At 69.0% G+C, this 13572-nt stretch carries 13 protein-coding genes; 5 read left to right on the top strand and 8 right to left on the bottom strand.

Annotated elements, in window-relative coordinates; translation table 11 throughout:
* Positions 1 to 94 precede the first annotated feature (94 nt).
* The 3 genes from ACWGID_RS27890 to ACWGID_RS27900 are packed head-to-tail and all read right to left on the bottom strand — an operon-like array spanning position 95 to position 2236.
* Positions 95 to 499: a RidA family protein gene (locus ACWGID_RS27890; protein WP_452201408.1), complete on the bottom strand. Its 405-nt coding sequence runs from the start codon at positions 497 to 499 to the stop codon at positions 95 to 97.
* 31 nt (positions 500 to 530) lie between these two features.
* A complete protein-coding gene (locus ACWGID_RS27895) occupies positions 531 to 1265 on the bottom strand; it encodes an IclR family transcriptional regulator (protein ID WP_452201410.1) in 735 nt (244 codons plus the stop codon).
* Positions 1262 to 2236 (bottom strand): sugar kinase, encoded by a 975-nt coding sequence (locus ACWGID_RS27900; RefSeq protein ID WP_452201412.1) that lies wholly within the window; start codon positions 2234 to 2236, stop codon positions 1262 to 1264. The genes ACWGID_RS27895 and ACWGID_RS27900 overlap by 4 nt, the downstream gene beginning before the upstream one ends.
* A 130-nt stretch (positions 2237 to 2366) precedes the next feature.
* Between ACWGID_RS27900 and ACWGID_RS27905 the strand changes: the two genes are divergently transcribed.
* The 3 genes from ACWGID_RS27905 to ACWGID_RS27915 are packed head-to-tail and all read left to right on the top strand — an operon-like array spanning position 2367 to position 5937.
* Positions 2367 to 3671 carry an amino acid deaminase gene (locus ACWGID_RS27905; RefSeq protein WP_452201414.1) on the top strand — a complete coding sequence of 435 codons (1305 nt, stop codon included), beginning with the start codon at positions 2367 to 2369 and terminating at the stop codon, positions 3669 to 3671.
* 1 nt (position 3672) lies between these two features.
* A complete protein-coding gene (locus ACWGID_RS27910; RefSeq protein WP_452201415.1) occupies positions 3673 to 5259 on the top strand; it encodes an N-acyl-D-amino-acid deacylase family protein in 1587 nt (528 codons plus the stop codon).
* Positions 5260 to 5304: 45 nt separating this feature from the next.
* A complete protein-coding gene (locus ACWGID_RS27915; protein WP_452201417.1) occupies positions 5305 to 5937 on the top strand; it encodes a bifunctional 4-hydroxy-2-oxoglutarate aldolase/2-dehydro-3-deoxy-phosphogluconate aldolase in 633 nt (210 codons plus the stop codon).
* Between the two features lie 28 nt (positions 5938 to 5965).
* Here ACWGID_RS27915 and ACWGID_RS27920 read toward each other — a convergent pair whose 3' ends face one another.
* The 3 genes from ACWGID_RS27920 to ACWGID_RS27930 all read right to left on the bottom strand — a co-directional run bounded on the left by ACWGID_RS27920 (position 5966) and on the right by ACWGID_RS27930 (position 8725).
* Entirely contained in the window at positions 5966 to 6658 is a 693-nt protein-coding gene (locus ACWGID_RS27920) for a DUF4097 family beta strand repeat-containing protein (RefSeq protein ID WP_452201419.1), read from the bottom strand.
* A gap of 23 nt (positions 6659 to 6681) precedes the next feature.
* A complete protein-coding gene (locus ACWGID_RS27925; protein ID WP_452201434.1) occupies positions 6682 to 7326 on the bottom strand; it encodes a response regulator transcription factor in 645 nt (214 codons plus the stop codon).
* A 121-nt stretch (positions 7327 to 7447) separates the two neighbouring features.
* Positions 7448 to 8725: a sensor domain-containing protein gene (locus tag ACWGID_RS27930; protein ID WP_452201420.1), complete on the bottom strand. Its 1278-nt coding sequence runs from the start codon at positions 8723 to 8725 to the stop codon at positions 7448 to 7450.
* Between the two features lie 166 nt (positions 8726 to 8891).
* On the opposite strand from ACWGID_RS27930, the gene ACWGID_RS27935 reads away from it, so the two are divergent.
* The gene (locus tag ACWGID_RS27935; protein WP_452201422.1) at positions 8892 to 9428 is read left to right on the top strand and encodes a hypothetical protein; all 537 of its coding nucleotides are present in this window, start codon (positions 8892 to 8894) and stop codon (positions 9426 to 9428) included.
* Here ACWGID_RS27935 and srmL read toward each other — a convergent pair.
* Positions 9425 to 10543: a PheS-related mystery ligase SrmL gene (srmL, locus tag ACWGID_RS27940; RefSeq protein ID WP_452201424.1), complete on the bottom strand. Its 1119-nt coding sequence runs from the start codon at positions 10541 to 10543 to the stop codon at positions 9425 to 9427. The two genes, ACWGID_RS27935 and srmL, sit on opposite strands and share 4 nt — an antisense overlap.
* A 210-nt stretch (positions 10544 to 10753) precedes the next feature.
* Positions 10754 to 12319, bottom strand: coding sequence for a DHA2 family efflux MFS transporter permease subunit (locus ACWGID_RS27945; protein ID WP_452201426.1), 1566 nt, complete (start codon positions 12317 to 12319; stop codon positions 10754 to 10756).
* Between the two features lie 99 nt (positions 12320 to 12418).
* Here ACWGID_RS27945 and ACWGID_RS27950 point away from each other — a divergent pair, with 99 nt between their 5' ends.
* On the top strand, positions 12419 to 13453 hold the full coding sequence (locus ACWGID_RS27950; RefSeq protein WP_452201428.1) for an alpha-hydroxy acid oxidase: 1035 nt from the start codon (positions 12419 to 12421) through the stop codon (positions 13451 to 13453).
* Positions 13454 to 13572 lie beyond the last annotated feature (119 nt).

A 13572-nucleotide genomic window follows, 5' to 3' on the forward strand; every position in this document is an offset into this window, starting at 1 on the left:
GTGTGCGCGTTCTGTTTTCCCAGACTTGGGCGCGCGGGGGGGGGGCGCCCGGCCCCCGCGGGGGGGGGGCCGGCGCGCGGGCTTCCGAGGGGGTTCAGCTGAGGACGGCCAGCGCGTCGATCTCGACCAGCATGTCGGGCAGCGGCAGACCGGTGAAGACGGTGGTCCGCGACGGCAGCACGCCACTCGGGGTCCGGGTCGACACGAACTCGGCGTACGCCTCGTTCATCGCCGCGAAGTCCTCGCGCTGGGTGAGGTAGACGCGCAGCATCACGACGTCGTCGATGCTCGCACCGCCGGCCTTCAGAATCGCCTCGATGTTCTGCAGCACCCGGGTGGTCTGGCCCTTCACGTCACCGGCGAACACGAAATCGCCGCTGGCCGGGTCGACCGAGCCCTGACCGGACACCTGCAGGATGTTGCCCTTGCGGACGCCCTGCGAGAACACCGGCATCGGCGGCGGCGCGTCGGTGGTGGAGACTGCGCTCTTGTCGGACATCAGGTCTGACACCTCTCAGTTTGTAGTCGGCTCAGTTGTAGTCGGCACTGATCGCTTTCGCGGTGGCGAGCAGATCGGGAAGCAGCTCGAGCACCTGCTCATAGTTCAGCAGTACGTCGGGAACGGACAGGGACACGGCCCCTACGACACGCCCGTCGCGGGTCTTCAGCGGCGCACCGATGCAGTTGATGAACGCCTCGTGCTCAGCCTTGTCCTGCGCCCAGCCACGCTCCTTGGTCGTCGTCAGCTCGTCCCGCAGCCGGTCCAGGTCGGTGATCGTGTTCGGCGTGTACGCCTTCAGATCGAGCGACGCCAGTACCGCCTCCTGCTGCCGCTTCGGCTGCGCCGCCAGCAGCACCTTCCCGACGGCCGTGCAGTGCAGAGCAGCCGGTACGCCGACCTGCGAGTACATCCGCACCGCGCGCATGCTGTCGAGCTTGTCGATGTAGACGACGTCACCGCTCTCCCAGGCCGCCAGGTGAACCGTCTGACCGGTCTTCTGGTTCAGCTCGAGCAGATGGGGTGCGGCCACCTCGCGTACGACGTGCTGCTCGCGTGCCACGTCCGCGAGTGCGAACAGGCGCGAGCCCAGGCGGTAGCGGTGCGCGGAGTCCCGGCGTACGAACCGCTCGGCTTCCATGGTGCGCAGCAGGCGGAGGACTGTCGTCTTGTGAACACCGAGCTCGGTCGCGAGCTGATCGAGCGACCGCTCCCCCTCACCGAGGCTGGAGAGGATCTGCAGGGCCCGACCGAGGCTCTGACTCATCTGGGCCCGATCTTCGTCGCAGCCCACTCCTCGTCTGTCGCGTTGAGCAGACGCTCACGTTCGGGTGCCGCCGGCGGCGGTGCATGGTCTTCCGGCGCCGTCAGCACAGCTGCGGCGGTCAGGTGCCCCAACCGGAGCCGCTGCGCCATCGGAAGGTCCTGCAGCGTCCCAGCGAGGAATCCGGCAGCAAACGCGTCACCCGCTCCGACTGTCTCGACCACGTCGACAGACAACGCGGGGACATCAGTGCGGCCGCCGGGCTCGAGCACCGTTGCAGTGTGCGCGTCGTTCTTCACGACAAGAGTCTTCGCGCCTAAGCGCTCGTACAGTTCCTCCGGATCGCCTGTCCCCGCGAAGACGGCTGCCTCGTCAGCACCGATCAGCACGAGGTCAGCTGCCTTCAGCAACCGCCACAACGACTCCGGGTCCTTGTCCCGCCAGAGCGCCGGCCGCCAGTTCAGGTCGACGCTCAGCAGGAACTCCCGCGGCTCAGTCGCCAGCCGCTCCAGCATCTGCGCACTGGACTCCGAGATGGCCGCAGTGATGCCAGTCGTGTGCACTACGCGCGCCTGCGCGAGCCGACGGCGTACCTCGGGTTGGTCCAGGAACTCCGGCGCCATGGCGGCGGCTGCCGAACCAGTCCGGTAGTAGTGCATCCGGGAGCGTCCATTCTCGGACTCTTTGACGTAGAGAGCGGTCGGGCGCACCGGGTCGAGCTCCACACCGCCGACCTCGACGCCACGGGCCTGCAGATCCCGCAGTACGTGCTCGCCGAAGCCGTCGTCGCCGAGCCGCGAGATCCAGCTCGTCGGGACACCGAGCGCCGCGAGCCCGCCGGCGACGTTGCACTCCGCGCCGCCGACCGATCGCCGGAACACCTCGACGTCCGCCAGCGGGCCGGGACCGCCCGCGAACATCACCATCGCCTCGCCCAGACAGATCGCGGCTGTCTCAGGGAGCGGTTCGGGCATCGGCACTCCTTGGCGGCGGGGTGATGGGATAGACGTGCGTTGACGCGACTTCGGGCGCGATGCTACAACCGACGAGTCAGAATGCGCAATGAGCGTTGCGCATTTTGCAATATCAACCCCAGGGGATCTGATGCCTGCTTACGATGCCGACGCCGTCGCCGCACTCTCCGATCAGCTGGTGAGCTGGCAGGACAAGGCCCTGCCGCCCGCGTTCTGGGGCCAGACCGTCGCCGAGGTGCTCGCCGATCGACCATGGCTTTCGCAGCTGCCCACGCCGTTGATGACGCTGTCCGCGCCCGGTCTGCGGCACAACGTGGACACCCTCGCGACCTGGTGCACCCGGCACGGCGTCGAGCTGGCGCCGCACGGCAAGACCTCGATGGCGCCCGCGCTCTGGGCGATGCAGCTGGACGCCGGCGCGTGGGCGATCACGCTCGCCAACGCCTTCCAGCTCGGCGTCGCCCGCGCGTACGGATTCCAGCGGATCCTGATCGCGAACGCGGTGATCTCCCCGCTGCAGCTGCGCTGGATCGCCGACGAACTCGAGGCCGACCCGTCGTTCGAGGTGATGGTCTGGGCGGACTCGATCCGCACGGTCGAGCTGATGGAGGCGGCCCGGTCGGCGTACGTCGGCCCCGACGCGCGCCCGCTCGACGTGATGGTCGAGGTCGGCGGCATCGGCGGCCGCACCGGTGCCCGCGACCTCGAAACCGCGCTGGCCGTCGGAGACGCGATCGCCGACGCGAGCACGCTGCGGCTCGCGGGCGTGGCGGGATACGAGGGCGCGATCGGGCACGGTGTCGACGAGGCGAACCTCGAGGAGGTCCGTGCGTACCTGCGCGATCTCGCGGCGGTCCATCACCGGCTGCGGCAGTACTACGACGCGGACGTCGTACCCGTGGTGAGCGCGGGCGGCAGCCAGTACTTCGAGCAGGTCGCGAAGGTCCTCGCCGACGAGGCCGGCGACGGCGCCCGAGTGGTACTGCGGTCCGGCGCGTACATCACCCACGACGACGGGCTCTACCGCCGCGTCTCGCCTCTCGGTCAGAACCCGAGAACCGACGGCGAGCAGCTCGTCGCCGCGATGCACGGGTGGATGCGGATCACGTCGCAGCCCGAGCCCGGCCTGGCGATCTTCGACGGCGGACGCCGCGACTTCCCGTTCGACCAGGACTACCCGGAGCCGCAGCTGATCCGGCCGCGGTCCGAGGGTTCGCCGATCCTGCCGGCGACCGGGATGACGGTGACCAACCTGAACGACCAGCACGGTTATCTGCACTTCTCCGACGACCAGCCGGTGGTGATCGGTGACGAACTCCGGGTCGGCCTGTCCCACCCGTGCACCGCGTTCGACAAGTGGGGACTGATCCCGGTGCTCGACGACCCGGACGCCGCCGCCCCCGTCGTCGTCGACCTGGTACGGACGTTCTTCTGATATGACTGATCTGCTGATCACCGGGGCACTGATCGTCGACGGCTCCGGGTCACCTGGGTACCACGGAGACGTCGCGGTCGATGCCGGCCGGATCGTGGCGATCGGCAACGACCTGCCGTCGGCGCACCGCACGATCGACGCCGACGGGTTGGTGCTGTCGCCCGGGTTCATCGACATGCACTCGCATTCCGATCTGCAGATCTTAGTCAATCCCGATCACACCGCGAAGGTCAGTCAGGGCGTCACGCTGGAGGTGCTCGGGCAGGACGGGCTGTCGTTCGCACCGATCGACGATCCGACGAGGGCCGTTGTACGGCGTCAGATCGCAGGCTGGAACGGGGAGCCGGACGACTTCGAGTTCACCTGGTCCACGGTCGCGGGATATCTCGATCGCCTGGACCGCGGGATCGCCTGCAACGCGGCGTACCTGGTTCCCCAAGGGACACTGCGGATGATGGTCGTTGGGACCTCCAACCGTCCCGCGACCGCGCCCGAGCTCGCCCGGATGGAGGAGTTGCTCGCCGACGGTCTGCGCGACGGGGCGGTCGGGATGAGCAGCGGGCTGACCTACACGCCGGGCATGTTCGCCGGCACCGACGAGCTCGTCGCGCTGTGCAAGGTCGTCGCGGACCACGGCGGGTACTACGCGCCGCACCAGCGCTCCTACGGGAAGGGCGCCCTTGAGGCGTACGCCGAGATGGTCGAGGTGTCGCGCCGCTCGGACTGCGCGCTGCATCTCACCCACGCGGTGATGAACTTCGCGCCGAACGCGGGCCGCGGCGCCGACCTGGTCGCGATGATCGACGAGGCGATCGCGTCCGGGGTGGACGTCACCACTGACACGTACCCCTACTTGCCCGGGGCAACCACTCTGGCGGCGATCCTGCCGAGCTGGACGGCGGAGGGTGGCCCGGATGCGTTGCTGTCGCGACTGCGTGACCCGGCGACGCGGTCGCGGATCACCTACGAGCTGGAGCAGGTCGGCTCGGACGGGTGTCACGGATGCGTCGTCGAGTGGGAGACGATTGAGATCGGCGGCGTCCGCAACGCGGCGTTGTCCGACGCGGTCGGGAAGACGGTCGCGACTCTCGCGACGCGCGCCGGGAAGCCGGCGTCCGAGGTGTTCTTCGATCTGCTGCTCGCGGACGATCTCGCGACGTCGATCCTGCAGCACGTCGGCCACGAGGAGAACGTGCGCACGATCATGCAGCACCCGTCGCACACCGGCGGCTCGGACGGGATCCTGGTCGGCGGCAAACCGCACCCGCGCTCGTGGGGCACGTTCCCGCGGTACCTCGCGCACTACGTCCGTGACCTGGGCGTTCTCGACCTCGCTGACTGCATCCACCACCTGACCGGTCGCCCCGCGCGCCGCCTCCGGCTGACCGACCGCGGCCTGATCCGCGAGGGGTACGCCGCGGACCTGGTCCTCTTCGATCCCGACACCGTCCGCGACACCGCCACGTTCCCGGAGCCGCGTCAGCAGGCTGCCGGTATCCCCTTCGTGCTCGTCAATGGCGTCCCCGTCATCGACGACTCCCACCGGACGACGGCTCTTCCCGGCCGCGCGATCCGCCGTACCCCTTAGCCCTCACCGTGCGCCGCATGGTGCCCGCTTGAAAGGAACTGTGTTGTGAACACCTTGGAGTTGCTCCGCGCCGACCGTGTTCTGACCGTTGTCCGCGCGCCGGAGATCTCCGACGCCCGGGACCTCTGCGCCGCTCTGGTTGCCGGCGGCATCCACGTCGTCGAGCTCACGTACACCACTCCCGACCTGCCCCGGCATCTCGAACGTGCCGCCTCCACCGCCGCCGAGACCGGTGCGGTCGTCGGCGCGGGCACTGTCCAGACCGCCGACCAGGCGACGCAGGCCATCAACGCCGGTGCCCAGTTCCTCGTCACTCCGGGGCAGGGGCCTGAGGCGGCCGCTGTCGCCGAAGCGGCCACGGCTGCCGGTATCCCGGTCGTCCTGGGTGCGTTCACTCCGTCCGAGGTGATGAGTGCGCTGGCCCTCGGTTCTGCCGCGGTCAAGATCTTCCCGGCTCACCAGTTGGGCCCGAAGTACTTCAAGGACCTCAACGGCCCGTTCCCCGGCGTACCGCTGATCCCGTCCGGCGGGGTCAACGCCACCAACGCCCGCGACTTCCTGGCCAACGGCGCCCTCGCGGTCAGCGCCGGCACCGACGTCGTCGCCCCCGCTGATGTGGCCGCCGCCAACTGGAGCTCGATCACGACCAAGGCGAAGACCTTCTGCGCCGCCCTCTAGCTCTCCGGCCCTCTACCTGCGGAGCCCTCTACTGAACGGTGATGCTGCCGTAGCTGGTCCGTAGGTAGAGGCGATGAGTAGCGGTCGCGTCGTTCGGTACGTCGAGCTGAGTGGAGCCCTGCGCCGCGACCGCATCAATCGTGTACGTCGTCGACCGCGGCACCTGCACGGTGATCGACCCGTTGCTCGCGGTCGCCGCCAGCTGGTCGGGCGGACGGTCGAATACGAGCGAGATCGAACCCCGCCGCGCATCCACCGACACCTGCGAGCTCCGCACCTGCGCCATGTCGATCGACCCGTCGCTCGCATCGACCTTCAACGGCGACGACACCCCGACCACATCGATCGAGGCCCGGTCGACTTTCGCCTGCACCGGGGCGTCTGTCGGCACCTCCACCGTGAGATTGACCGCGCAGTGCACATCCGGACACATCGTCCGGACGACCAGCTGGCCGGCGGCCTGCGACACCTGAACGTCGGGCTTCGTCGCCGCGTACGCCCCGTCGACAGTCACATGCACCTGCTTGTCGGGACTCGCCAGCACCTGCGTCGGAACATCGGCCGCGATCTGTACCCCGTCGGCACTCGCCGCGAACGTCGACGAGTAGTTGTACGGCAACTTCCCACGAATCAACGACACCGTCACCGCGGCCCCCGTCACCACGAGCAGCAGCAACGGCACCAACCCAACAATCAGCATCACCCGCTGCGTCCTGCTCACAGAACCCCACCACGACCGCGCCATCACGTCTCCAGGTACTTCAGGACGGCGAGAACGCGGCGATGTTCGCCATCGGTCGGCGACAACCGCAGCTTCAAGAAGATGCTGCTGATGTGCTTCTCGACGGCGCCTTCACCGACGACGAGCGCCTGCGCGATCCCGGCGTTCGACTTGCCCTCCGCCATCGCGCGGAGAACGTCCTGTTCCCGCGGGCTCAGCATGGCGAGCGGATCCACCTTGCGCGACCGCACCAGCAGCTGCGAGATCACCTCTGGGTCGAGAGCCGCCCCACCGTCCGCGACCCGGCGCAGTCCGTCGATGAACTGATCGACATCGGCCACCCGGTCCTTCAGCAGATACCCGACGCCACCTGGGTTCCCGCCGATCAACTCGCTCGCGTACCGCTCCTCGACGTACTGCGACAACACCAGCACCCCGACCTCCGCATGCTGCTCGCGGATCACCAGCGCCGCCCGCAACCCCTCGTCGGTGAACGTCGGCGGCATCCGCACGTCGACCACACAGACGTCCGGCCGATGCACCGCAACCGCCTTCAGCAGCGAGTCACCATCCCCCACCGCCGCGACCACCACACAGTCCTGCTCCTCGAGCAACCGCACGATCCCCTCCCGCAGCAACACCGAGTCCTCAGCAATCACCACCCGCATCCGCCCTGCCTGGCCGGTCTGCTGGGCCTGCGCGGCGTCTCCGGTGTGCTCCACGTGCCCCGCGTGCTCGGAGCGTTCCGTGTCCCCGGCGCGCGCCAGGTGTTCGGTCTGCTCGGTTGGGTCAGCCACAGGGAACCTCCGCGATCAGGGTCGTCCCGCCACCCGGCGGGCTGTCCACCGTGAGCCGACCATCCACACCAGCCACTCGATCCGTCAGCCCGCGCAGCCCACTCCCCCGACCCGGGTCCGCCCCACCCTGCCCGTCGTCCCGTACCTCGACCCGCAGCACATCGCCTTCCCGCTGCACCCGAACCTCCGCCTGCGCGGCATCGGCATGCTTCGCCACATTCGCCAGCGCCTCCGTCACGACGAAGTACGCGATCGACTCGATCGTCAACGAGGGCCGCGGCTGCACGTCGACACTCAACCGAACCGGCACCGCCGACCGAGCCGCAACAGCCGACAGCGCCGCATCCAGACCTCGGTCGGTCAGCACCGGTGGATGCAACCCACGGGTCAGATCACGGATCTCGGCGATCGCCTGCATCGCCTCGGAGTGCGCCTCCTCGATCAACGCCCGAACCGCCGGGTCCTTGTCCCCCAGCCGGTTCTTCGCCCGCCCGAGAGTCATCGCCAGCGACACCAACCGCTGCTGTGCACCGTCGTGCAGGTCGCGCTCCATCCGCCGCCGCTCGGCCTCGACCGAGTCGACGACCTGCCGCCTGCTCTCGACCAGCTGGTGCACCCGCTCGGCCAGCACACCGGTCTCGGACGGCCCGAGCAGCATCTTGACCAGCCAGGCATCGACCGCCGACGCCCCACGCATCATCATCGGCGAGATCAGCAGCAGGAACGCGGCCGCAAGCACCGCCACGACCGACGCCTTCGTCGTCGAGTCGATGACGAACGGCCCGAGCTGCGCCTGCGCCGCGGCGAACTGCGAGTAGTACGCCGGGAGCGCGACGAGCACCGGCGGTATGGACCAGGCCACGATGATCGCGCAGAACCACACGATGGCCAGCGGCAGCAGAGTGGAGTAGTAGGCGAACTGCCGCCACAGACCTGGATCACCGAGCGCCAGCATCGCGTCCTCGAGCCGGGAGCCGGTCGGCGGCGGTGGCACCAACGGCTGCACCTGCTGCCCCCGCGTGATCCGCGCCCGCTCCCGCTCCCATCCCGCGACCAGGTAGACAAGCCGGTTCGCGCCCTTGCTGAGCGGGATCCCGATCGCCGCGAGCGGGAAACCCACCAGGACCGCCGTGGTCGCGAACAGCACCACCAGGCCCGAGGTGAGCACGACCAGCGAGTCACCGAGCACGTGGATGGTTGCCAACCACAAGTACGGCGAGCGCCAGAGGCCCCAAGGCGTCCGGGGAACCGGACTCGCAGCAACCGTCATCCGGATCACCTCCCCGTCTCGGCGCGTGCTTGCCGTCACAACTTACGTGGTCCGCGCGGCCGGACGGCATGAGGACAACCCACGGATCCGGCCGGGGGTTATCCCCACCCCGGTTCGTGGGCTGGCCGGACTGTGTCGAGCGGCCCTGGCCGGGATGCTCGAAGCCATGACGACGACAGCGATCGACACCAGACTCACCGGCGATCCCGGCCGGGCCATCGACAGCAGACTGGACGGCCGCCTCGGCGACGCGATCGACGACCGCGTGGCGGAGGCGCTCGACGACTACATCGCCGAGGGCCGGCTCGACGGCCGGATCCGCCCGCGCCGTTCACCCGGCGGTCTGGCCGCGTTGGTCGCAGCTGGAGTCGCTGCGGTGCTGCTGCCCTGGTGCCTGATCCTCGCGGCGACGCTACCGAGCAGCTACCAGGTGGACCATTGGAAGCTCACCTGGATCGGCCTCGACTGCGGCACGGCGCTCGCGGCCGGCATCACGGCGTACCTGCTGCACACTCGCAACAGGTACGCCGTGCTGACCGCGATGGCCGCCGGGACGCTGCTGGCCGCCGACGCCTGGTTCGACGTCACCACAGCCGCGGCCGGCTTCGACCGCACGCTCTCGCTCGCGGAGGCGCTCCTGCTGGAGTTGCCGCTGGCGATCTGCGCCTTCGTGGTCGCCGCCCGCGAGCTGCGGAGGCGTTAGCCGATGAGCTCGAGCACGGGACCGTCATGCAGAGCTCGGTAGACCTTGTCCCGCAGGCCGTTGGCCTCGGCATCGGTGAGTGTGCGATCCACCGGCCTGAGGACCAGCCTGACCAGGAGATTCCGTTGCCCCGGGGTCATCTGGAGACGCTCACGGGCGGCCGTCGGCAAGTCGTCGTACGACGTTTCGCCCAGCACCTCCAGCGACTCCGCGGCATCGGCCTCCGGGCCGAGCGCCGCGCGAACCTTGTCGCCGAGCACCTCCGCCGACACGTCCGCCGAGGCGTCGACAACGACCGACAGGTCGCGACGGACCGGCGGCATCGACGAGACCGCTTTGTACGGCAGCAGATCCAGCATCTGACTCGCCACCCGTGGATCCGTCGACCGCAGCAGCCGGATGTCGCGGATGCCCTTGCGGAGCATCAGGAGCCGGTCGAGACCGGGTCCCATCGCGAGTCCGGTCCAGCTCTCGTCCAGGCCGGCCAGACGGAGGACGTGCGGAGCCGCGACACCGCATTCACCGATCTCGATCCACTGATCGTCCAGCAATACGTCGATCTGACGCCCGTGGATCGTGTACGGGTGCACCGCCGGAACGGTCCGGTAGGTCTGCCCGGGAAGGACCGTGTCGACCAGGCGGGCGATCATGTCCTCCAGCTCGGGCTCGCCCAACGTGACATTGCGACTGATCCGCCACAAGTCGAGCTGATGTGGCGTGCCGGTGTGCTGCCAGTCGACCGAGTCCCGGCGGTAACAGATGCCGGCGCAGATCATCAGCACATCGGATGCTTCGGACTGCGCAAGCTCGCGAAGCGCCGGCGGGATCATCGCCGACGTGTGGCTTCGCAGTACCTCGGTCTCGGACACGTAGCGCGTGTAGCGGGCCTCCCGTGTCACGGCGTCGGACGCGTACCCGAGGTTGTCGTAGTTGTCCGCCATCGGTACGACGGGATCGTCGCGGCGGGTCCAGATCTCGGTGTAGGGCCAGGCAGTGCCCAGCGCCTGACGGATCGAGTCCACGACCAACTGGACGGCATGCGCTCCCTGGGCCGGATCAGCGAGGTCGCGGAGCGCGAGGGCAGAGTGCAGTTCTTCAACAGTGAGGACAGACATGGTTTTCTCTCCAGGATGACGGTCTCGACGGGGGGTCCACCCCGGTCGGCCGCAGTCACCTCAGGAGAGAGCGCAGCAGCAGCTCACCCCGTCGGCACCGTCGTGCCGGCCGGGGCGCAGAAATCGCCACCCGTACTGCGTCATGTCCTCAACTCTACCGGTTCAGGCCAACGACCACCGCCCCTTTGTCAGTCGCCACCGAGCCGAGCGTCAGTCGCCATCGAGGCGAGCGGGCCGGTCGAGGGTGAACCACGCGACCGCTGCTGCGATCACCGCGAGGACAGCGATGGCTACGTAGGCAACCGCAGCGCCACGGTCGAACGCGTCTCGCGCAGCAGTCGTCAGGGAGCTGCCGGTCCGCGTCGGCAGTGTTCCCGCCACCTCGAGTGCACCCTGCAGCGACCCTCGGGCCTTGTCGCCCTGCTCCGGGCCGAGCGCGGGGGCGTTTGCGTCGAGGTTCCGGACGTAGACGCTCGCCAGGATGGATCCGACCATCGCCACCCCGATCGACCCACCCACGAACCTGCTGACGAAGTTGAGGGACGACCCGTCACCGGCTTTCGCCGCGGGCAGGCTGTTCATCACCACGGTCGACGGTGGCGCGATCAGCACCGACAGGCCGACGCCGAGTACGACGGAGCCGGCGATCATCGCCCAGAGCGGTCCGTTGCCGGATACCGCGAGTACCCCGGCCGCGGCGGCGCTCACGATGAGCCCGAGCGAGATCGTGGTCCGGGCTCCCAGCCATTGCAGGATCCGCTGGGACTGCAGGGAGCACGCCCCGAAGACGACTGCGAACGGCAGGAACAGCAGACCAACGGCCACGATCGACTCGCCCCGGACATCAAGGAGGTACTGAGGATTCAGGAACAGGAACGAGCTCAGCACCAGGTAGGCCACCATCAAGGTGATCGCGCCGGTGGCGACGAGCGGGCGCCGCAGGATCCGTACGTCGAACAACGGAGACCTTGTCCGCAGCTCCCGGACGACGAACGCTGCGACTGCGATCGCACCGACCCCCACGGCCGCGAGCACGAGGGGAGACGTCCAGCCGCGTCCTGGGCCTTCGATGACGCCGAAGAGCAGCGCACCGAGCCCGACGACCGACAGCACCGCTCCCAGCACATCGAGCGCCGGGCGGCGACCAGCCGGGACCGGAGCGCGAGACTCGGGGATGGTCCGCGTTCCGGCGACGACCCCGACTGCGACGATCGGCACATTGACCAGGAACACCGAGCCCCACCAGAAGTGGTCCAGCAGCAGCCCGCCGATGATCGGGCCGACGGCCAGACCAGTTGCGCCGAGCACTACGAAGGCGCTGATCGCACGGCCTCGCTTCTCGGGTGGGTACATCGACGCGATGATGGCCAGCGCGGGCGCGATCGCGCCTGCGGCGCCCAGCCCCATCACCGCCCTCGAGGCGATCAGCGCTCCCGTGGACGGGCTGAACGCCGCGGCCAGCGACCCGAGCGCGAACACCGCGTAGCTGGAGAGAAATACGCGCCGACGCCCGTACCGGTCCGCCACCGCACCGCCGAGCACCAGCATCCCTGCCAGCACGATGTTGTACGCGTCGATCGTCCACTGCAACTCGTTGGTGCCGGCGTCGAGGGCCTTGCCGATGGCCGGCAGCGCGACGTTGGTGATCGTCAGGTCGACCCCGGCCGTCAATGAGCACAGGCACAGGATTCCGAGCGCCACAGAGCGCCCGCGAGCGGTAACCGCCGGCCCCCCGGGTTCCCGATGGTTCTGGTGCAGACGCCCATGGTCGTGCACGACACCCAATCTAAGTGCGGCACCGCCTGCTCGTCAGCTGCCTCACTGTGCGCCGTAACCCCGTAGCTGACCGTGCCTACGAGTGCGACGATGGTCCGCATGCGATGGATCGACACCCTGGAATCAGCAGCCGCCGAGAAGCTGCCGGAGGCAGTGCACCGATACTTCCGGCAAGGCGCGGCCGGTGGGATCAGCGTCGGCGAAGCAACCGCGGCTTGGTCGACGTACCGCTTCCGCCCGCATGTTCTGAACGACGTCTCCACGGTCGACCTCGGGACCACGGTCCTCGGTGAACCCGTCGACCTGCCGATCATGGTCGCGCCGTCGACGATGCACCGGATGGCCGACCCGGACGGCGAGGTCGCGATGGCGCGCGGCGTCGGCGCGGCGAGGTCGGTGATCGGGCTGTCCAGCAACGCGGGTACGACGTTCGCCGAGCTCGGGACGACCGGCGTCCCGTGGTGGCTGCAGATCTATGTCGTGCGGAACCGCAACATCACCGAGCGGATGGTGGATGCAGCGGTCGAAGCCGGCGCGCGGGCGGTCGTGCTGACCGTCGACACTCCGGTGGTCGGCCGCAAGGAAGACGACGGCGAAACGGTCTGGGACCTGGTGCAACCCGGCCAGCTCCTGGCGAACCTGCCCGAGGGCGACTGGACCGACGACGACCTCGCGAAGGCCGACGATCTGAACCCGGACGTGATCGGCTGGCTCGCCGAACGCACCGGCCTGCCCGTCGTCGTGAAGGGCGTGCTCCGGGGCGACGACGCCAAACGCTGCGCCGACGCGGGCGCCGCCGGCATCATCGTGTCCAACCACGGCGGCCGCCAGCTCGACGGCTCGATCCCCACCGCCCTGGCCCTCCCCGAGGTCGCCGAAGCAGTAGCCGGCTCCGGAGTCGAGGTGTACGTCGACGGTGGCATCCGCCGCGGCGAACACATCCTCGCCGCCCTCGCACTCGGCGCCCGCGCGGTCTTCGTCGGGCGACCCGCGCTGTGGGCGCTGACCGTCGACTCGTCCGGCGGCGTCACCCGGCTGCTCACCGACCTCGGCGACGAGCTCGACCACGCCCTGCGTCTCGTGGGCAGTCCGACGCTGTCCTCACTGACCCCGGATCTCATCACCGCCCGATGAGGGAAACAGAAAGCCCCCGGGAGAGGCGGTTTCAAGGGGTCGTCGCAACACCGCCTTGGGTTCTAGGTGGTGAGTAGATCACGCAAACGCTCGGCTGGGGTGTCCCAGTCGAGCGTTTT

The sequence above is a fragment of the Kribbella sp. NPDC054772 genome (assembly GCF_053611945.1).

Coding starts and splice junctions, on each gene's coding strand:
- ACWGID_RS27890 (WP_452201408.1), bottom strand. CDS start 499: ATGTCCGACAAGAGCGCAGTCTCCACCACCGACGCGCCGCCGCCGATG.
- ACWGID_RS27895 (WP_452201410.1), bottom strand. CDS start 1,265: ATGAGTCAGAGCCTCGGTCGGGCCCTGCAGATCCTCTCCAGCCTCGGT.
- ACWGID_RS27900 (WP_452201412.1), bottom strand. CDS start 2,236: ATGCCCGAACCGCTCCCTGAGACAGCCGCGATCTGTCTGGGCGAGGCG.
- ACWGID_RS27905 (WP_452201414.1), top strand. CDS start 2,367: ATGCCTGCTTACGATGCCGACGCCGTCGCCGCACTCTCCGATCAGCTG.
- ACWGID_RS27910 (WP_452201415.1), top strand. CDS start 3,673: ATGACTGATCTGCTGATCACCGGGGCACTGATCGTCGACGGCTCCGGG.
- ACWGID_RS27925 (WP_452201434.1), bottom strand. CDS start 7,326: ATGCGGGTGGTGATTGCTGAGGACTCGGTGTTGCTGCGGGAGGGGATC.
- ACWGID_RS27930 (WP_452201420.1), bottom strand. CDS start 8,725: ATGACGGTTGCTGCGAGTCCGGTTCCCCGGACGCCTTGGGGCCTCTGG.
- ACWGID_RS27935 (WP_452201422.1), top strand. CDS start 8,892: ATGACGACGACAGCGATCGACACCAGACTCACCGGCGATCCCGGCCGG.
- srmL (WP_452201424.1), bottom strand. CDS start 10,543: ATGTCTGTCCTCACTGTTGAAGAACTGCACTCTGCCCTCGCGCTCCGC.
- ACWGID_RS27950 (WP_452201428.1), top strand. CDS start 12,419: ATGCGATGGATCGACACCCTGGAATCAGCAGCCGCCGAGAAGCTGCCG.